Genomic DNA, 18,656 nt, shown 5'->3' on the forward strand with positions numbered 1-18,656 from the left:
CTGTTAATTAGTTCCTGGTTTAGCAGTAATAACAGAAGTTAAAGCACTACCTCCTACGGCTAACAATGCTAAAGTTATTAAAACTATCCTTAAACCGAAATAAGTCTCGGCGACTCCTGCTAAGGCTAAAGGTAAAGATAAGGCAATATTAACGGCGTTGTTTTGTAATCCGAAGACTTTTCCACGCATCTCTGGAGGTGTTTCTGCTTGAATGGTTGTCTGCATCGGCACACCCACTAAGGCGGCAAAAAATCCTAAAATAACCGTCATGGTTAAGGCTAAAACGAGGTTATTAGTTACCACAGATAAACCGGTTAATGCCCCAGCCATACCAATGGAGCCCCAAAAACAAAGTTTAGCATGAGAGGTCATTCTTCCTTGATGAGTCACAAATGTGCCACCAATAGCAATACCTACTCCGGCAGAGGCAAGAAGATAGCCAAATTGAGAGGCTTCCATTCCCGGAATTGTCTCTGCTAATCTTACTGCTAACACAGCTAAGGCGGCAAAAATGGAAAATAAAATTACTAATTGAAATAAAGCGTTGCGCACTCGATGATTTTTACCTAAATAGCGTAATCCTTCTTTGATGTCTTCAAAAGGATGTTTTTCTTCTGTTTGTTTATCTTGATTTTTTTCTTGAGTATTTAAAATAATTAAAATTAATCCGGCTAAAACATAGGAAGCGCCCACTAATAATTCTTGTCCATAATTAAAGCTAAATTTTTTACCCCAATTACTTACTAATACTAACAAAGGATCGCCAATCGCAAAACCGATAATTAACATTCCCATCATGGTTGTGGTATAAAATGTGTTAGCGGCTAATAAATCTTGTTTTTTGACTATTAAAGGGATGGTTGCTTGTTCTGCTGGAGCAAAAAATTGTGTAAATGTTGATACTGATAAGGTAATAAATAATATTAACCAAAATGCAAAAGGTAATGAAAAAATTTCTTGATTTATATTATCTATTGATAAGCAAAAAGGAATCATTAAAACTAATAATCCCCTCAGTAAATTTGACATAACTAAAACTACTTTTTTTGACCAACGATCAACATATACTCCTGCTAGTGATCCAAATAATACAGCAGGAATAGTAAAGGCAATCATTACCAATGATACCCAACCGCTAATACTCTGACCTTCAGCTTGAAAATTGTTACTAATAATAGCAATAATTAAAACTAGATAAATCTTATCTGCTAATTGAGAAAAAATTTGTCCTAGCCAGAGTATTAAAAAACTTTTATTTATTAATACGTTCATAAATCCTGTGCTAGATTTTTCTTGACTAATAGATGATTCTATATCTTTGATTTTTAAAGATGGTAAAGAAGATTTTTCTTCCTTTTTAGTGTCTGATACTTGCATTTTTCGTCATTTTTATTTAGTTTTAATTATTGAGCATAAATTAATCTTATTTTAGTAATTTAGTATTTTTTTATGATTTTAATTTAATTTTAAATTGCCTGATAAATTATTTATCTGTTTATTATAGATTAAACTAAATTTTTGAACTTTGATTATTCCCCAAAAAAATAATTTATTCCTTACCTTAAAATACCACTAAAATATCATTAATAACCTTTGCTGATTTTAGCGCATAGCCTAAATAAATCTCAATATATTTCTTAAGTGTCATTACAACTGAAATACACCAATTATTAAGAACGAAATCTCAAAAATTCAAGTGTAAATATCACTAATAGGTAATAATACTTTATGGGCTAAACTTTGGAATAAGGCTAACTCCAAAGCATTCAGTTGACTATTGATGATCATTGAGTCATGGTCATGATTAATTTTACCAGTATTAAGAGTTTTGAGTAAACCACCAGCTTTAAAACTAAATCCCACTTTCCATCCCTGTTGTTCAAAATTGGGTGTTATCGGTTGTTGAGTTTTCAGACAATTATACATATTAGGAGCAATACCGGCGATCGCCAAAAAATGAAAAACTGCTTGGGCAATATAAGGATATAGATTCTCTTTCGGGGATAATTGTTCGATACGCTTTAAATGTTCATTAAAAACAGTATATAATTCTGGTTGAGGTTGTTGTGTTATCGCTAAATTTAAGACTAATTCCGCTAAATACTGACTTACGGTTAATTTACCTAAACTTTGACTTAATTTATGGTAAGTTTTTTCAGTATCAACTTGGGAAATACGATCAAGATTTCTTCCTTTGATGATTAAAAAGTTATTGACAACAAATAATTCCGTTTTTCCTCTTAAAGTAGATTGATATTTTCTAGCATTAGGGGCTATGGCTTTTATTAATCCATTTTCAGGAGAAAGGAGAGTGATTAATAAGTCATTTTCACCGAAACCTTGTTTTTGAACAATAATTCCTTTGATATTATAAGTTTTACTCATAGGAAAATAACTAATTGGTAATTAGTAGCAATTAAATCTTATATAAGCAGTAGGTGCTGATTATTTGGGCAACGATGTTCAAATTTCTTCATTCTCTGAATTCTCAATTCTCAATTCTCAATTCTCAATTCTCAATTCTAATTGTCATTCACCATTACTGATTGTTGTTTAACTAACTCTACTCCTTGAGATGTGCCGAGTCGAGTCGCTCCAGCATTAATTAAGGCGATCGCTTGTTCTAAATGTTTAATACCTCCAGAGGCTTTGATTTGGACTTGCCCTTTAGTAATATTATGTAAAAACTTAACATCTTCAACAGTAGCACCACCAAACCATCCCGTAGAGGTTTTCAAAAAACTAGCTCCTGCATCCATACAAATTTCGGCGGCAAGACGTTTTTCCGTATTGTTTAACAGAGAAGTTTCTAAAATGACTTTGACGATTAACCCTGTTTCCTCACAAATAGAGGCTATTTCTTGATAAATTAACTCTGATTTGCCCTCCTTTAACCAACCTAAGTTTATCACTACATCAAGGTCTGATGCACCATTTTCTAAGGCTTCTTGAGCTTCATAAAGTTTACAATTGCTTGTATTTGCACCAGTGGGAAAACCGATAACAGTAGCAACGTTAGTTTTTTGATTATGTAATAATTGTGATGCTTGTTTAACGGCACTAGGATAAACACACACTGCCGGAAAATTATATTGAATAGCTTGATGACAACATAGCTCAACATCTTTTTGTGTTGCCATCGGATGGAGCATCGCTTGATCTATATAATGGGCTATATCAATATCTGTAACTGAAATTACCATTTTATGATTAAAAACCTCTTATTAAAAAGGTAGAAAAGGAAAAATTTGATTTAAGCATCTTCTTCAGTAGATCTAGTTTGACTTGGAGAAGACTCATAGATAGAATCCAATTTTTGACGAGCATCTTCTACAGATACTGATCTAATTACTAATAAAGGTTCGTTAATGGGATTACCTTGATTATCAAATAATTCAGGGTGAGTAGGGCGATAATTGCTTTGATAGGGCGATCGCATAGCACCATTTTGTGTTCTGATAGAGCGGGGTGTATCTGTCCATGAACCGCGCTGAGATTCACCGCTAATAGTAATTAAACTACGAATTAAATTACTGATAGCAAAAAAAGCGATAACAGTAAAAGCCAAAATATAAACTAAATGTAGCATTTGAGCCTCCAAAAACGGTAATAAACTGAGTTTAAAAAAAAAGATAACAGACAGAAAATATCAAAAGATGAGTAATGGAAACTAAGGAATAAGTGATTACCGATTGATAATTATTAATTATTTACTATGGCTATTGACTTTTCTGATTATTAACCAGAGTTCTCCTAAAATATTGTAATTGGTTCTTAGTAAGGGCTTAATTCCTAATTTTCCTAATTATGATTAATGTCCATCATCTATGGTTAATTGTTCATTAATTATGCGCCATTGTCGAGTGATAGCCCAACATTGAGAGACTAATTGATGCCAATACATTACTAGGTTAGTATCAATTCCTGCTTGACCATCGGTGACATTAAAAAGCATAATGGCTGTTTTAACTTCCTGATGAGCTTCTTCAATTTTTTCTAGTAAATTTGTTTGTTCCTCTAGGGATAAAAAAGACATCCTTTCTGATTCTAACAAAGAATGGGATCGAGAAAACCAATATTCAAAGTCTTGTAATAAAGGCTCTAGTACTTGTTTTAAAAGTTGTTTTTCTGTGGGCTGAGATGGATACATTTTGATATTTTTTTAGTTATTTTAATATTCTAGTTATTATCTTAACTAACTTTACAATTATTTACATTTTTCTCAGCTATAGTTTTTTCTTTATATATAGTTGCTAATTCATAATTGTTAATTGTTATGATCAGATAATCTTAAAATTCGAGTTAAAAGATTCTCTAATGAGTAAATGGTTAGAACATAGTGTACAAGTAGAAGTCGATGCCCCTATAGACTTGGTCTGGAATTTATGGTCAGATTTAGAACAAATGCCTCGTTGGATGAAATGGATTGATTCTGTGAAAATTTTAGCAGCTGATCCAGATTTGTCCCGTTGGAAGTTGGCTAGTGGTGGTTTTGAATTTACTTGGTTATCTCGCATCCTTAAATTAGAAAAACATCAAATTATTCAATGGGAATCGGTGGATGGTTTACCCAATCGTGGGGCTGTACGTTTTTATGATCGCCATCAAAGTAGTATAGTAAAATTAACAATCGCCTATGCAATACCGGGTATATTAGGTCAATTAATGGATAATTTATTTTTAGGCCAAATTGTCGAATCGACTATTCAAGCTGATTTATATAGATTTAAAAATTATGTGACTCAACTACAGATGAAATCTTGATTTTTTTGTTAAATTAAACAATAGAAGTAAATCAAAATAAGCAAAATAATTAGGGTGGAAGATCATGATTTTGAATATTAAAGTTTTCAATGGTTTTACGGGCTTAATGGGAAAAATAGGTTCTATGCTAATAAAATTATCTCCTATTTATATAATCATTTTTATAGCCTGTGGCGATCGCTTTTTACCATCTCCGTTAAGTGATTTAAGTGCCAATACTCGTAACACAATTAATGGAATTTTAGTGGGATCATTTAATAAAGATATAATCAAAAACGACAAATACAATAACAAAAAAACAGATAAAATTATTAAAGAAGTGGAAAATTCAAACAAATAGAAATATGCTGACATAACTTTTATTAAAAAATGTCAATTCAAGTCTATTCGGTTTACTATAACAAGAAAAAAATTAAAGAGAAAACCAATGTTAAAATTAATACTATCTCCTTCTATTGTTTGTTTAGTTTCCATTTATTTTATATTCTCTTTCGGTCAACAAGTTAAAGCCGATGATCTTAATTACCCTGAAAATAAATTAACTTCCCCGATTATTGCTCAAAATCAAAAACCTCGCTTAAAGTTCAAATTACCAGATCGAGGAGTACCAAATGCGAGAATTGGCGGTGCTACAAGATCCCTAACCAAACCTGTTGTTGCAATTATTCCGTCAGAAAAAATAGCTTTAACCAACAGTGAATCTCCCACTATTTTTGTTTATATTTCTAAAAATGAGGCTATTAGTGGCAGTGTCAAAATTAGCAATGAAAGTGGGAAAGAATTATACAGTAGTGAGTTTAAATTACCTGAAAAAACAGGAATTTTGAGAATTAAATTACCAAAAACTCTTAATTTGGAAACCAACAAACTGTATAAATGGGAAGTAAAACTTAATTTTAAAGACAATAATCCAATCGTAGCTTCAAAATATAGAACTTTTGGTTGGTTGGAAAAAGTATCTTTAAAAGAAGATGTCTCGACAAAAGAAACTTGGGCAAATTTAAACGTTTTAGCGGAAGCGGGAATTTGGTATGATACCTTAGAGCAACTAGCTATATTACGCTTAGAAAATCCTGAAGATAAGGATATTCAGGTAGAATGGACGGAATTGTTAAAATCTGTTGGCTTAAATAATGTTGCCGATAGTGATATTTTGTCTGAAGTGGTTATCATTAATTAAGAGAATTATTGCATATTTTGGAGATAATAAAGGGCTTTAAAATTTACTACAAACATAAATATACTAATGTTTAAATCTTTTTTTCAATGGTTAAATAACTCTTCGTGGCGAAAAAGTAGTTTTTCCATTGTTGTGGCTTCAGTTATTGCTAGTACTTTAACTGTCACATTTAAACAATTAGGTTGGTTTGAATCTTTTGATTTAGGTGCTTATGATTGGTTAGTCAAATTAAATGCTAATGCACCTCCTGATTCCCGTTTATTGACAGTTTTAATTACAGAAGATGATATTCAAACTGAAGGAAAATGGCCTCTTGCTGATGCAACTTTAGCAAAAGCATTAACTATTCTCCTTGAAAATAATCCTCGTGGGATAGGTATTGACTTATATCGTGATTTACCTGTAGCTCCGGGTTCAGACAAATTAGCTCGTCTTTTTACAGATAGTGATCGCATTTCGGTAGTCTGTAAACTAGAATCAACAAATCAACCAGCCGTTGCCCCACCTCCAAGTTTACCTATTGATTTAGTAGGTTTTGCTGATATTGTTATCGATAAAGATGGTGTTGTACGTCGAAATTTGTTTTATGTTGAATCACAAGAAACTAGATGCCCAACTTCTTATTCTTTAGGATTACAGCTAAGTTTAAATTATCTCATCCGTGAAGGTATTGAACCAGAAATTAATGAAGATGGTTGGTTAAAATTAGGTAAAACTACCCTCAAACCCATTGAAAAAAATATGGGGGCATATCAAAATATCGATGCTAGTGGTTATCAAATTATGCTAGATTATCGACGAGGAAATAATCCTACCCCCACAGTTACTTTAAATGAAGTTTTACAAGGAAAAGTTAGCCCTGAATTAATTAAAGATAAAGTTATTTTATTAGGTGTTTCTGCCCCTAGTTTAAAAGATGTTTTTTCCACCCCTTTTAGTTATCAAACTGAAGATGTTACTTTAATGCCGGGAGTAACTCTACACGCCCAGATGGTAAGTCAAATTCTTTCTTCTGCTATAGACGGGGAAAGATTAATTTGGAATTGGAGTGAAGGGCAAGAAATTGCTTGGATTTATTTTTGGGGCTTATTAGGGGGTGTTTCTGTTATTTTTATCTCTCGCCCTTTCATCATGGTGACAGCACAAATTATTGCTATAGTCATTATTTTGGGTAGTGGGATAATTTTCTTTTTTTGGGGAGGATGGATTCCTATTATTACCCCGATAGTTGCCTTTGTAGGGGGTGCAGTTTTTGTATTAGGTTATAACGCTTATCAGGGAAAACAAGAGCAATTAAGCATTCAAAAGCAAGTAGCAGAGCAAGAAAAATCCATTGCCATGTTAAAAATGCTTTTAGAAACACAATCTCAAATAAATAATCCTTCTACAATCAATTATGAAAAAGGTTCAATTCTTGTCAATCGTTATGAAATAGTTAAGGCGTTAGGAAAAGGAACTTTTGGTAGTACTTATTTATCAAGAGATTTACAACGTCCAGGAAAGCCTTATTGTGTAGTTAAGCGTTTAACTCCTTCTTCGAGAGAACCGAAATTTTTAGCTATTGTACAACGATTATTTAAAACTGAAGCAAAAATTTTAGAAACAGTGGGTAAACATGAGCAAATACCCCATCTTCTGGCTTATATTGAAGAAAATGACGAGTTTTTCTTAATTCAAGAATATATTGAAGGTAAAACTCTGATAACAGAATTAAGGGAAAAAAAGAGATATAGCGAAAAAGAAATTTTAACTTTCCTTGAGGAAATGATGAATATTTTAATGTTTATCCAAGATTATAACTTGATTCATCGGGATATTAAACTTGATAATATTATTCGTCGTCAATCCGATAATTCTCTAGTTTTAATCGATTTTGGGGCTGTTAAACAAATTTCTCGTAATCCGACAACTCAACAAAAGACTGTAATTATTGGGAATGAAGTATATGCCGCTCCTGAGCAATTAGCGGGGCAACCCGTTATGGCTAGTGATATTTACGCTACAGGAATGGTTGCTATTCATTGTTTAACAGGTATTTTACCTACCAAATTACCTAAAGATTCAAAAACTGGTGACATTATTTGGGATAGTGAAAAATATGTTAGTCTGATTACTGCTAAAATAATTCACAAAATGACTCGTTATCACTTTGGCGATCGCTACGAAAATGCACAACAAGTAATGAAAGATTTACGAAAATTAAAAATGAAAATAAAACAATTCAAACAGATAAAAGATAAAAATTAGAAATTTAAAATTATGATCAATAAAAATCATTTTCCTCAAAAAATTTTACTGGGCTTTCTAACAACTTTTCTCTCCTTGAGTTATAAAAATAGTGGTTTTTGTGAAGATATGATTAAAATAACTAACCGAAAAAATCAACATCAATACGTTTTAACTCCTGAAATGTCGTGGCAAGATGCTCAAAATTTAGCAAAAAAAATGGGTGGTAATTTAGTTACTATTAATGATGAAAAAGAGAATCAATGGTTAGTGGATACTTTCGTAAAATCTGACACTAATTTTCTTTGGATTGGCCTGAATGATCAAGAAAATGAAGGAGAATTTATTTGGGTTAGTGGGGAAAAATCAGATTACTATAATTGGGCAAAAGATGAGCCGAATGACAATCCAAAGCAAGGAGGGGAAGACTACGGAGTTTTAAATGGTTTTGCTAATCCTTTTAATCGTCCTGTGGGTACTTGGAGTGATGCACCTATTCATGTTAAACTAAAAGCTATAGTGGAAATTACCTTGCCAATTTTACCTTAACGGATTCTCAGAGTTTATCTAAGGCGATCTATTTTGGTAATCAAATGATTATGATTAAGATTAACCACTAAGTCTGTTAAGTTGTGATTTTTGAGAAGAGGTTTAATATAAATTTGTGGATGTAAGGCTTTCCAAAAATAATGGACAAATTTTTTAATTTCTTCATCACTCATACCTGTTTTACCCTGATTTATCATTTTATGCTCGGCTTTTTTTCGCCACTGTAAACTAAATTGATAATTTTCAGGATTAAATATCATTAGATAGTCTAGTTTTTGCCATAGGGGTAGATACTCTTTTAATCTTTCGTTACAGTCAAGGGCAAATTTTTTGTCTTCCACCGTCACAATGGGATAAGGCGCATTGATAAAGGCTTTTTCCGACACCGGTTGCACTCCCAGAAACCAACCTTCAAAAATGATAATATCCGCTTTGGTTACTTTTTCTGGTATTATGCGATCGCCTGAACCATTATAAAGAGATTTATCAAAACGAGGAATATCAACAGGATAATTTGCTTGATGAAGTTGCTCTAAAACCTTGATACCTAATTCTACATCATGAGTACCAGGAGGACCTCGCCAAATTAAACGAGAATCAAAGGTGAGTAATTTTTGTCTTTCTTGGTAGGTTTTATAGAAATCGTCAAGAGAAATGCCAATGCTAAATAGATTTAGAGATTGCCATAACACAGATAATATTTTGGTTAAAGTTGTTTTTCCTGTACCTTGTCCGCCTAAAATACCTACAGTTAAAGGATGATTTTGTTGCTTTTTTTTGTCTGCCAATTCTAAAGCTAAAGGAAGCCAAAAATACCAAATGTTATTGATATTGTTGTAATCATTCGTCAAAGTTAGCCCATGGAATAATAAGTTCAATTTGGGGTAAACCAAAGGTAAAATGTCAAGTTTTTGTTGTAAAAATTTATGATTATTTTGAGACTTAAAAGGATATTGATGATTACCGTCATCATCTTGTAAGAGTTTTAACTGTGATGATGATAATTGATTATTATCAATAAATTTTAATAGGGTATTAATAATTTCTAATTGATTCATTGATATTGATAAACTCCATACGCATCTAAGTTAACTATGGGAGGTAGAGAAGAGGTAAACGTTTGGGAATCAAAAAGCTATTAAAACTAGAGATTTAGACATACTACATTAACAAAAAAGTGCTCAATTTTAGGAAAGGGTTTAAACCCCTTGTTTACTAACAAACTTAACACTTTTGACCTTATTTTTATTGATTATAAATACACTTAAAAGGTATGTTAACAACATCAAAACCTTGATTTTTCAGTATTTCTCCTAGTCTTAAGAGTCATAAGAGTCTCCCTAATTGATTGATAGACTTTTTAAGCAAACCCTAATTGTTAATTATTCTTGCTATTGCTTTAAGTAAAATTCTTGGTTGTAATGGTTTTAATAAATACTCATCAATACCAGAATGAGATAAATTTTCCCAATCATTGCCATTTATTTCTTCTCGAATAACGATTAAATGTAAATTATTATCACTATCGGTTTTAAGGGCATGGGAAATGTTTAAAGAAATTTGCTGATTTTGTTCTAAAATGACGATAGCTGGATTAATTAATTTTATTCTATTAATAGCCTCATTCAAATCTACTAACCAAATAACTTGATAATCTGCAGCAGTTAATAATTCACATAAAAAAGTACCAATTTCATCATCATGGGAAATAATTACAATAGTTTTATTTACTTTTATTTCTACTATTTCTTTTTCATTTATTTTGGGTATGAAATTGATTGGTTCTTTAGAATTTGGTAAAATTACTGTAAAAGTAGAACCTTTTCCCACCGTAGATTTTACTTCAATTAAACCTCCATGCAATTCTACTAAATGTTTTGTTAATGCTAATCCTAATCCGGTGCCAGAATGAGTACGAGTTCGATAATTTTCTAGTTGTTGAAATTTGGTAAATAAAAGAGGAATTTGTTTTTCGTCAATCCCAATTCCAGTATCTTCTACTTGAAAAATTGCTTGATTTTTATTTCTCATTAATCTAATAATTACTTCTCCACCTGATGGCGTAAATTTAATAGCATTATCTACCAGATTTAATAATATTTGATATAGTCTTTCTTCGTCAGCATAAAATAAAACTAAGTCGGGAGTTGTTAGATTATCTAGCCTTATGGTAATGCCTTGATGACGAGCAATTTCTAACCCCGCTAAATAAATCATTTTACTAAGATTTTCTATCGATATTTTTTCAATATAAAGTAGTGATTTACCAGCTTCAATATCGGCAAAATCTAAAATATTATTAATTAATTTTAATAACTTTTTACCACTATCTTGTATAATTTTTAAATATCTTACTTCTTGGTCATTGGATAAGTTATTATTAGTGTTATTTGACCAATGTAATAAAGTTCCAGATAAACCAATAACACAGGTTAAAGGAGTTCTTAATTCATGGCTAATACTTCCCAAAAATTCTGTTTTAGATTGATTAGCAATTTGAGCGGCAATTAAAGCATCTTGTAACTGCTTTGCTTTTTTTTCTATTTGTTGTTCTAGTAATTTTTTTTGTTCTTCTAGTTTATGAGAAGAGTTATATTGATAGATAGCTACAGCTAAATATTCAGCAATATTTTTGAGAAAATTAACTTCACTACTTTTCCATTTTCTGGAGGTAAAACATTGATGAGCAATTAATAAACCCCAGAGTTTATTTTGAACAATAATTGGGATAACTATTTTAGCTTTTACCTTTAATTTTTCCATTGATTCTTTCAGACATTTATTGATATTAGAATTATCAATATCTTCTACTGCTAAATGAAATCCCTTCAGATATTTTTCTTCACAGTTTCTAATGGTATTAAAACAAGTTTCTTCTTGAAAATTTAATACAGAAGGAATTAGATTTGATGCTTTTGCTTCATAGGTTACAGTATCAATAAACTTGGTTTCTGCTGAAAATTTCTCTTTGATTGGTACTTTTATTTGATAGACTAAAAGACGATCAATTTGTAATAATTTTTGTACCTGTTCTATAGTCATTTTGACAATAATTAATAAATCTAAATCTTGCTGAATTTTTTGTGTTACTTGATGTAAAATTTTCTCCTGTTGAATTCTATTTTTTAAAATAATTTCTATGGATTGATTTTCAAAATAATCGTTTAAATAACCTTCTTGAAAGCATAAAGGTTCTGTAAGAATTTTGAGTAAGGCAATAATAAAATATTGATTAGAAAAATCTTCATTTTGATATTGACATAAGATTCTTGTTAATTTTTTAAATTCTTCTGAGGGGAGAATTATTTGTGGTTTAGTTAATTCTAAAAAATCGATGATTTCTTGACGATCAAAAGTAATGGTTATTTGATAATATATTTCGTTAATCTGCTTTTCAACTAATAATAAAGCCTTTATTTTATCTGACACAAATAATTGAAAACTGTGAAATTTTTGTTTTGGTGTGTTATCAGAGGAAATTAAATTATCCTCATTAAGATATATTCCTTTATAATCATTTTTATTTACTAAATCTTGCCATAGATGACTGATTTTAGTAAACATTTGATGAGGAATAATTCTACTAATAAGGGATTGACTGGATATAAACATTAATTAGAAAGTTCAAAAGATAGCTAGATACAATACAGAATGTATAATTGAGAATTGAGAATAAAAAATTTAAAATTTTTAAGATTTAAGAGAATTTCAGAGTTTGCTGTCATTTATGTACTTTACTGATAATTTTTTCTACCTTAATAGTTACCTATTACTATGATGTCTTTATTTGTTTAATTTTGGTGAAACTGTAATCTTTTCTAAAGATTGAATGGATTTTTCCCTTAATATTTTTTTTAGATTTACAAAATTAGAAATTAGCCATCAAGATAGGTATATATTCCACAATTAACTATTAGCTAATACCTGATACCTAACACTTACGACTAGACTAATAATTATCTCTATTTTGCCTAATCTCAATGAATAACTTTGAGATAAAAGTTTTGATTAAGATAAGTTTATTTTAGTATTGTTATCGATTAATTGTGGTTTTCCATCACTATCAATAGCACCAAATTGCTGAAAATATTGGTTAATATCCGCAGGTAATTGGGGAAAGTTAAATAGTTTATCTCCATGGGCAATATCTGCCCAAAAATTTCTTAATAACGGTGCATATTTTTTCGCTTCTGTCAAGGGTAAGTTTAAAGGAGGAGACGTTAATATAGTTATCATAAAGGGAAATGAGCGATCGCAAGTCCATTTTTGAGAAAAATCTGCTAAGTTTTCCATTTCTGGTAATTGGGTGATACGATGAGACTCGATGATTAATTGATTATCCTTTAATTCTAAGATGCGATAAGGATGAGGATAAGTAATTAATGAACCTGTCGTAATTTCATAAATGTTATTAAAATTGGCGATGTCTTGTATATGTAAATGTCCTGTAAAAATAAATTTTACTTGATATTTTTCTAGTATTGTTAATAAATCTGAAGCATTATCTAACATATATCTCTGCCCTAAAACATGATCAGATTGTTGAGGTAAGTGTTCAATTACATTATGATGAATCATCAAGAAGATTAACTTATCCTGAAGATGAGAAAGAGTTTCTTCTAACCAAATTAATTGATTTTCTCTTAAGCAACCTAATTGTTTTCCTTGGGCATTAAATTGATTGGAATTGAGGGCGACTAATTGTAAGCCTTTTGCAATTTCACAAGTATAGTCTAATTTATTGGTATTTTCATAGCCAAACTGTTGATAATAATGGGGAAAATCTGTAAAGGCAATGGTTGTATCATTTCCTGTTAAACTAGGAACATCATGATTACCCGGAATCACATATACGGGGTAAGGTAAAGTGGCTAATTTTTTTTGTAACCAACGATGATTAACTTTTTCTCCGTCTTGGGTTAAATCCCCTGGTAATAAAAGAAAATCAAGGTTAAGGGTGCTTAAATGTTGTAAAACTACTTCTAAGGCTGGTATGCTCAATTGAGTTAAATGAAAACGATTAGCATTAAAATCAATGGTTTCCGGTAAAGCTATATGTAAATCACTGGCGATCGCAAAACGTACATTCATAGTTTAAATTAACCTATAAGCAAAGATAAAATTATACTAGCAATGATATTATTTATTTCAAGTCGAAAACTAAGACTGTAAAGATTTGTCTCCGATAGGAGTTAAATCAAAAATAGTTATCATTCAAAATTAACTTTAAATTAGAATCCTAAAAATAGGAGAAAAAATACATTGGCTAGAGTCAGAGTGCGTCAACACGTCAATCCATTAAGTAACAAGTATCAACAATCAATCTCCATACCAGATTGGAGTCAAGTATATTCTAATTTATCCGCACCCTTTCACCTTGATTTAGGTTGTGCTAGGGGGCGTTTTTTGTTACAAATGGCGCAAAAAAATCCCCACAGAAATTATTTAGGCATAGAAATAAGAGAAGCATTAGTCAAGGAAGCCAATCAAATTAAAGATGAATATAATTTAACTAATCTTTTTTATTTATCTGGAAATATTAATCATTTTTTCAAAGAATTATTAGCCTCTTTACCGCCTAATAGTTTAGAATTAGTAACGATACAATTTCCTGATCCTTGGTTTAAGAAAAAACATCAAAAAAGAAGAGTTGTACAATCAGAAATAGTTGCAATTTTGGCACAATTTTTAAGTAAAAAAGGTCAAATATTTTTACAGTCAGATATAAAAGAAGTCGCCGAAGAAATGTGTTCTCGTTTTTTAGATAATCAGCAATTTAAACCTTTAAAATCAGAAATTTGGCTCTCAGAAAATCCCTTAGAAATTATGACAGAAAGAGAAATCGCTACTATAAATAAAGGAGAAAAAGTTTATCGCACAATTTTAACCCTATTTTAATTTTTCTCTGAGATAACTATTTCGTTAATTGGTATGAATAGTTACAGAATCAGTTTTAAAGATTTCTATAGTCTAATAGCTTATGCAGAATCAATCATAGGCAAAATTGATTATATATTTATGAGAATTGAACAAATCAAGGCTTTTCTAGCGGTAAGTGAAACAGGTAGTTTTGGACAAGCAGCAAAGCTTTGTGGAGTGACACAATCAACTATTAGCCGTCAAGTTCAAGGTTTAGAAACTCATTTAAAAACAGCTTTATTTCATCGTCAAGCAGTAGCAAAATTAACCGTTAGCGGAGAAAAATTATTACCCCATGCTAGGCGTATTTGTCAGGAATGGGAAAAAGTTGAGGAAAAAATTCAAGAATTACTTGGCGGTGAGCAACCAGAGTTGTGTGTAGCAGCAATTCATTCTGTATGTGCATATTATTTACCTCCTATTTTACAAGATTTTTGCCAAAATCATCCCCAAGTACAACTACGAGTGACTGCTTTAGGTAGCGATCGAGCTTTAAAAGTTTTAAGGGATGGTTTGGTAGATATAGCTTTAGTCATGAATAATAAGTATTTAACCTCTAGTTCAGATATGGTAGTTAAACATTTATATCATGAACCAATTAAAGTATTAGTATCGAGTAGTCATCCGTTAGCTACAGCTAAAAGCGTTACTATTGCAGAATTAGCCAAGTATTCTCAAGTGATTTTTAAAGATGGTTATGGTATGCAACGTATAGTTCAAGATATATTCGCTCTTTACGGATTTGAGTTAGAAGTTGCGATGGAGTTAAATACTTTGGATGCCTTTCGGGGAGTGATTCGTCAAGGAAATTTAATTGCTTTATTACCTGAATTAGCATTGCAAGAGTCAAAGTTAGATTCCACTTTAGCTATTATTCCCATTACTATGCCTTCCAATAATTCTTTTAATCATGAATTAACCAGAGAAGTTGTTTTGATTACCACAAAAGATCGTTTAGAAATTCCCACAGTAAGAGATTTTTTTAATTTAGTTTATGAGTATAGTGTGATGAAGTGATGAGGTGATAGGGATAAGAAAATGTGTTGGAAAGATAAATAATCTGCAACTTAAATGTTATAATTTGTCCTGAGAATTATAGCACTCATCATGTTTGTGTTTGAAATTATCAAATGCAACAAACTTGATCACAGCAAAGATTTTGATAAAGCCATGAGTGTATGAGAATTTGATGTTATATTCATCTATTCAATAAAGTTAACTGAATTTTTAACCAAAAATAATGACCAAAAAGCGTGTTTTATCAGGAGTACAACCGACAGGAAATTTACATATCGGCAATTATTTAGGGGCAATTCGCAACTGGGTAGAGTTACAATATAACTATGATAATTTTTTCTGTGTCGTTGATTTACACGCTATCACTGTACCTCATAATCCTGCTACTTTAGCTCAAGATACCTACACCATTGCCGCTTTATATTTGGCTTGTGGTATTGACTTAAACTATTCTACTATTTTTGTACAATCTCACGTTAGCGCCCATAGTGAATTAGCATGGTTGTTAAACTGTGTAACTCCCCTTAATTGGTTAGAACGAATGATCCAATTTAAAGAAAAAGCCATTAAACAAGGAGACAATGTCAGTGTTGGTTTATTAGACTATCCTGTTTTGATGGCGGCGGATATATTATTATATGATGCTGATCAAGTACCTGTAGGAGAAGATCAAAAACAGCATTTAGAGTTAACCCGTAATATTGCTATAGCAGTTAATCATAAATATGGTAACGAAAAAAATCCTATCTTTAAAATACCAGAGCCTTTAATCAGAAAAGAAGGTGCGAGAATAATGAGTCTTAGCGACGGTAGCAAAAAAATGTCTAAATCTGATCCCTCGGAATTAAGTAGAATCAATTTATTGGATACTCCTGATGATATTCGGAAAAAAATTAAAAAATGTAAAACTGATCCTATTATGGGTTTAAATTTTGCTGACGATCGCCCAGAGTGTAATAATTTATTAGGATTATACGGCATTTTTACTGGTAAAAGTCAAGAAGAAGTAACCACAGAATGTAGTGATATGGGTTGGGGTAAATTTAAACCGTTGCTAACGGAAGCGACTATTACTGCTTTAACTCCCATTCAGGCTAAATACCAAGAAATCATGACAGAGAAAAGTTATTTAGATTCTGTGTTAAAAGAGGGTAAAGAAAAAGCCGAAAGTGTTGCCAGTATAACTTTAAAAAGGGTAAAAGATGCTTTGGGATATTTAACTATTAAAAATTAACTCCCTTCAAAGATAGGAAAGTTGAAAGCAAATATTTTCCCTCTCTTATCTTAGTCTCCTTTTCTTTTCCTCTTACTTATTACTTAATATATATGACTAATAAATTTCAAGCAGCGATCGCCAATAAAGAGTTTTTGATTACGGCTGAAATTACACCGCCTAAAGGTGGCAATCCTCAGCGAATGTTAGAAGTGGCAGAATTGTTGAAAAATCGTGTTCATGGTGTTAATATTACAGATGGTAGTCGAGCAGTATTAAGAATGTCCTCTATTGCCGCTTGTGCCTTATTATCTCAGAAACGAATTGAGCCAATTTGTCAAGTAACTGGTAGAGATAGAAATGCGATCGCCTTACAAGCAGATTTAATGGGAGCTTATAGTTTAGGAATTAGAAACATTTTAGCCTTAACAGGTGATCCTTTAAAAGCAGGAGATCATCCCAAATCTAAGGCAGTTTTTGAGTTGGAATCGGTGCGATTATTAAAGTTAATTAGACAATTAAATCAAGGTTTTGATCTTCATAATAAACCTTTAGTTGACGGCAATTTAGACTTATTTGCAGGAGCTGCAGTTGATCCTCAATCTAATAGTTGGTCTGGATTACAACGCCGTTTTGAAGCAAAATTAATGGCTGGGGCAAAGTTTTTTCAAAGTCAATTAATCACAGATTTTGATAAATTAGATCTATTTATGAATCAAATTGCGATAAATTGTGATCGACCAATTTTAGCGGGAATATTTTTATTAAAAAGTGCAAAAAATGCTATATTTATTAATAAAAATGTGCCGGGAGTTCAGATCCCAGAAACGATAATTAAAAGACTAGAAAAAGCTGAAAAACCCTTAGAAGAAGGGGTAAAAATCGCTGCCGAGCAAGTAAAATTAGCTAAAAGTATTTGTCAAGGAGTACATTTGATGGCTATAAAAAAAGAAGATTTAATACCACAAATATTAGACTTAGCTGAGATTTAACTAAATGTAGAAACATAAACCTGTGAATGATGAAGCCCACACCATAAATCTTTGATTTTGATGCTGGGTAGTTTACTTAAAAGCATCTTTTAAAGCCGTACGAGCCGCTAAATTACCTCTTGTAGTTGTCAAAATATCAATTTCTCTTTGTAAACGCTCTCCAGTATCCTGCATTTCTAATAACGCTTGTTGTTCGATTGCTACTCCATAAAGATTACTAGCTATCCAATAAGACAATTCTCTAGGTAAGGTAGGTAAATTTTCTGGTAATTCAATTTTTTGATCTGTCAATTTAGCGGATAATTTAACTACATCGTGCAATAAAGTTGTTGCTTCTTTCGCTTTTTCTCGTAAATTATGTTGAGTGGAATTATCTTCAAACCACTCTACTAAACCAACCCGATAAGGTTTTTCTCTGACATATTCCAATACTCGAAATCTCTGTTGCCCTAAGGTTAACACTTTCATGCGATCATCAGGTAAACGCTCAAAATGGATGATTTCTGCACAACAACCCATCTTCGCAATTTCCCCATTACTCGGATCAATCATTAATACTCCAAAACGACGATCGTATTCTAAAATGGTATTCATCATCATACGATAACGAAATTCAAAGATATGCAACGGTAAAGGGCGCCCCGGAAATAATACGACTTCGGGAAGGGGGAATAAAGGTAATTCTCTAACTGCAATGGAAGAAGATGCCATGATTTTTCTGTAATTATGCACTTTTTTCTAATTTAGCTGATTTTTGCCTTAATTAACAGATAACTACCGATAATACTTTTCTAAA

At 31.5% G+C, this 18,656-nt stretch carries 18 protein-coding genes; 9 read left to right on the forward strand and 9 right to left on the reverse strand.

The features are described 5' to 3' along the window. Positions 1–3 precede the first annotated feature (3 nt). The 5 genes from FWJ34_RS01580 to FWJ34_RS01600 form a co-directional block, all read right to left on the reverse strand. A complete protein-coding gene (locus tag FWJ34_RS01580; RefSeq protein WP_308253563.1) occupies positions 4–1,377 on the reverse strand; it encodes an MFS transporter in 1,374 nt (457 codons plus the stop codon). A 315-nt stretch (positions 1,378–1,692) separates the two neighbouring features. Then, positions 1,693–2,385 carry a DNA repair protein RecO gene (gene recO, locus FWJ34_RS01585; protein WP_308253564.1) on the reverse strand — a complete coding sequence of 231 codons (693 nt, stop codon included), beginning with the start codon at positions 2,383–2,385 and terminating at the stop codon, positions 1,693–1,695. Positions 2,386–2,522: 137 nt separating this feature from the next. Further along, a complete protein-coding gene (deoC, locus tag FWJ34_RS01590) occupies positions 2,523–3,203 on the reverse strand; it encodes a deoxyribose-phosphate aldolase (protein WP_308253566.1) in 681 nt (226 codons plus the stop codon). A gap of 50 nt (positions 3,204–3,253) precedes the next feature. Next, entirely contained in the window at positions 3,254–3,589 is a 336-nt protein-coding gene (locus FWJ34_RS01595) for a DUF2973 domain-containing protein (protein WP_308253567.1), read from the reverse strand. 222 nt (positions 3,590–3,811) lie between these two features. After that, positions 3,812–4,150 carry a DUF2605 domain-containing protein gene (locus tag FWJ34_RS01600; RefSeq protein WP_308253568.1) on the reverse strand — a complete coding sequence of 113 codons (339 nt, stop codon included), beginning with the start codon at positions 4,148–4,150 and terminating at the stop codon, positions 3,812–3,814. A 167-nt stretch (positions 4,151–4,317) separates the two neighbouring features. Between FWJ34_RS01600 and FWJ34_RS01605 the strand changes: the two genes are divergently transcribed. The 5 genes from FWJ34_RS01605 (at position 4,318) to FWJ34_RS01625 (ending at position 8,719) form a co-directional block, all read left to right on the forward strand. Then, positions 4,318–4,764 (forward strand): SRPBCC family protein, encoded by a 447-nt coding sequence (locus tag FWJ34_RS01605; protein WP_308253569.1) that lies wholly within the window; start codon positions 4,318–4,320, stop codon positions 4,762–4,764. Positions 4,765–4,828: 64 nt separating this feature from the next. After that, positions 4,829–5,104: a hypothetical protein gene (locus FWJ34_RS01610; RefSeq protein ID WP_308253570.1), complete on the forward strand. Its 276-nt coding sequence runs from the start codon at positions 4,829–4,831 to the stop codon at positions 5,102–5,104. An 87-nt stretch (positions 5,105–5,191) separates the two neighbouring features. Next, on the forward strand, positions 5,192–5,944 hold the full coding sequence (locus FWJ34_RS01615; RefSeq protein ID WP_308253571.1) for a DUF928 domain-containing protein: 753 nt from the start codon (positions 5,192–5,194) through the stop codon (positions 5,942–5,944). A 66-nt stretch (positions 5,945–6,010) separates the two neighbouring features. Next, entirely contained in the window at positions 6,011–8,191 is a 2,181-nt protein-coding gene (locus FWJ34_RS01620; protein ID WP_308253572.1) for a CHASE2 domain-containing serine/threonine-protein kinase, read from the forward strand. Positions 8,192–8,203: 12 nt separating this feature from the next. After that, on the forward strand, positions 8,204–8,719 hold the full coding sequence (locus FWJ34_RS01625) for a C-type lectin domain-containing protein (RefSeq protein WP_308253574.1): 516 nt from the start codon (positions 8,204–8,206) through the stop codon (positions 8,717–8,719). Between the two features lie 14 nt (positions 8,720–8,733). Here the strand turns inward: FWJ34_RS01625 and FWJ34_RS01630 are convergent, their stop codons facing one another. From FWJ34_RS01630 to FWJ34_RS01640, 3 genes are all read right to left on the reverse strand, one after another. Next, on the reverse strand, positions 8,734–9,777 hold the full coding sequence (locus FWJ34_RS01630; RefSeq protein WP_308253576.1) for a glycerate kinase: 1,044 nt from the start codon (positions 9,775–9,777) through the stop codon (positions 8,734–8,736). A gap of 313 nt (positions 9,778–10,090) precedes the next feature. Beyond that, positions 10,091–12,331 (reverse strand): ATP-binding protein, encoded by a 2,241-nt coding sequence (locus FWJ34_RS01635; RefSeq protein WP_308253577.1) that lies wholly within the window; start codon positions 12,329–12,331, stop codon positions 10,091–10,093. A 396-nt stretch (positions 12,332–12,727) separates the two neighbouring features. Beyond that, positions 12,728–13,810: a metallophosphoesterase gene (locus tag FWJ34_RS01640; protein ID WP_308253579.1), complete on the reverse strand. Its 1,083-nt coding sequence runs from the start codon at positions 13,808–13,810 to the stop codon at positions 12,728–12,730. Positions 13,811–13,981: 171 nt separating this feature from the next. Here FWJ34_RS01640 and trmB point away from each other — a divergent pair, with 171 nt between their 5' ends. From trmB to FWJ34_RS01660, 4 genes are all read left to right on the forward strand, one after another. After that, complete coding sequence (trmB, locus tag FWJ34_RS01645) at positions 13,982–14,617, forward strand: tRNA (guanosine(46)-N7)-methyltransferase TrmB (protein WP_308253580.1); 636 nt, start codon at positions 13,982–13,984, stop codon at positions 14,615–14,617. Positions 14,618–14,737: 120 nt separating this feature from the next. Beyond that, positions 14,738–15,655, forward strand: coding sequence for a LysR family transcriptional regulator (locus tag FWJ34_RS01650; RefSeq protein ID WP_308253582.1), 918 nt, complete (start codon positions 14,738–14,740; stop codon positions 15,653–15,655). A 223-nt stretch (positions 15,656–15,878) separates the two neighbouring features. Continuing rightward, the gene (gene trpS / locus FWJ34_RS01655) at positions 15,879–16,889 is read left to right on the forward strand and encodes a tryptophan--tRNA ligase (protein WP_308253583.1); all 1,011 of its coding nucleotides are present in this window, start codon (positions 15,879–15,881) and stop codon (positions 16,887–16,889) included. Between the two features lie 92 nt (positions 16,890–16,981). Then, positions 16,982–17,860, forward strand: coding sequence for a methylenetetrahydrofolate reductase (locus FWJ34_RS01660; protein WP_308253585.1), 879 nt, complete (start codon positions 16,982–16,984; stop codon positions 17,858–17,860). Between the two features lie 72 nt (positions 17,861–17,932). Here FWJ34_RS01660 and FWJ34_RS01665 read toward each other — a convergent pair whose 3' ends face one another. Beyond that, positions 17,933–18,571, reverse strand: a complete 639-nt coding sequence (locus tag FWJ34_RS01665) for an LON peptidase substrate-binding domain-containing protein (RefSeq protein ID WP_308253587.1) — start codon at positions 18,569–18,571, stop codon at positions 17,933–17,935. Positions 18,572–18,656 lie beyond the last annotated feature (85 nt).

It is taken from the genome of Geminocystis sp. GBBB08 (assembly GCF_016743215.1).
Taxonomy (GTDB): domain Bacteria; phylum Cyanobacteriota; class Cyanobacteriia; order Cyanobacteriales; family Cyanobacteriaceae; genus Geminocystis.

Excerpts from the sequence above, each read along its gene's own strand:
- FWJ34_RS01580 (WP_308253563.1), bottom strand. The coding sequence starts at position 1,377 with ATGCAAGTATCAGACACTAAAAAGGAAGAAAAATCTTCTTTACCATCT.
- recO (WP_308253564.1), bottom strand. The coding sequence starts at position 2,385 with ATGAGTAAAACTTATAATATCAAAGGAATTATTGTTCAAAAACAAGGT.
- deoC (WP_308253566.1), bottom strand. The coding sequence starts at position 3,203 with ATGGTAATTTCAGTTACAGATATTGATATAGCCCATTATATAGATCAA.
- FWJ34_RS01595 (WP_308253567.1), bottom strand. The coding sequence starts at position 3,589 with ATGCTACATTTAGTTTATATTTTGGCTTTTACTGTTATCGCTTTTTTT.
- FWJ34_RS01600 (WP_308253568.1), bottom strand. The coding sequence starts at position 4,150 with ATGTATCCATCTCAGCCCACAGAAAAACAACTTTTAAAACAAGTACTA.
- FWJ34_RS01605 (WP_308253569.1), top strand. The coding sequence starts at position 4,318 with ATGAGTAAATGGTTAGAACATAGTGTACAAGTAGAAGTCGATGCCCCT.
- FWJ34_RS01610 (WP_308253570.1), top strand. The coding sequence starts at position 4,829 with ATGATTTTGAATATTAAAGTTTTCAATGGTTTTACGGGCTTAATGGGA.
- FWJ34_RS01615 (WP_308253571.1), top strand. The coding sequence starts at position 5,192 with ATGTTAAAATTAATACTATCTCCTTCTATTGTTTGTTTAGTTTCCATT.
- FWJ34_RS01620 (WP_308253572.1), top strand. The coding sequence starts at position 6,011 with ATGTTTAAATCTTTTTTTCAATGGTTAAATAACTCTTCGTGGCGAAAA.
- FWJ34_RS01625 (WP_308253574.1), top strand. The coding sequence starts at position 8,204 with ATGATCAATAAAAATCATTTTCCTCAAAAAATTTTACTGGGCTTTCTA.
- FWJ34_RS01630 (WP_308253576.1), bottom strand. The coding sequence starts at position 9,777 with ATGAATCAATTAGAAATTATTAATACCCTATTAAAATTTATTGATAAT.
- FWJ34_RS01635 (WP_308253577.1), bottom strand. The coding sequence starts at position 12,331 with ATGTTTATATCCAGTCAATCCCTTATTAGTAGAATTATTCCTCATCAA.
- FWJ34_RS01640 (WP_308253579.1), bottom strand. The coding sequence starts at position 13,810 with ATGAATGTACGTTTTGCGATCGCCAGTGATTTACATATAGCTTTACCG.
- FWJ34_RS01650 (WP_308253582.1), top strand. The coding sequence starts at position 14,738 with ATGAGAATTGAACAAATCAAGGCTTTTCTAGCGGTAAGTGAAACAGGT.
- trpS (WP_308253583.1), top strand. The coding sequence starts at position 15,879 with ATGACCAAAAAGCGTGTTTTATCAGGAGTACAACCGACAGGAAATTTA.
- FWJ34_RS01660 (WP_308253585.1), top strand. The coding sequence starts at position 16,982 with ATGACTAATAAATTTCAAGCAGCGATCGCCAATAAAGAGTTTTTGATT.
- FWJ34_RS01665 (WP_308253587.1), bottom strand. The coding sequence starts at position 18,571 with ATGGCATCTTCTTCCATTGCAGTTAGAGAATTACCTTTATTCCCCCTT.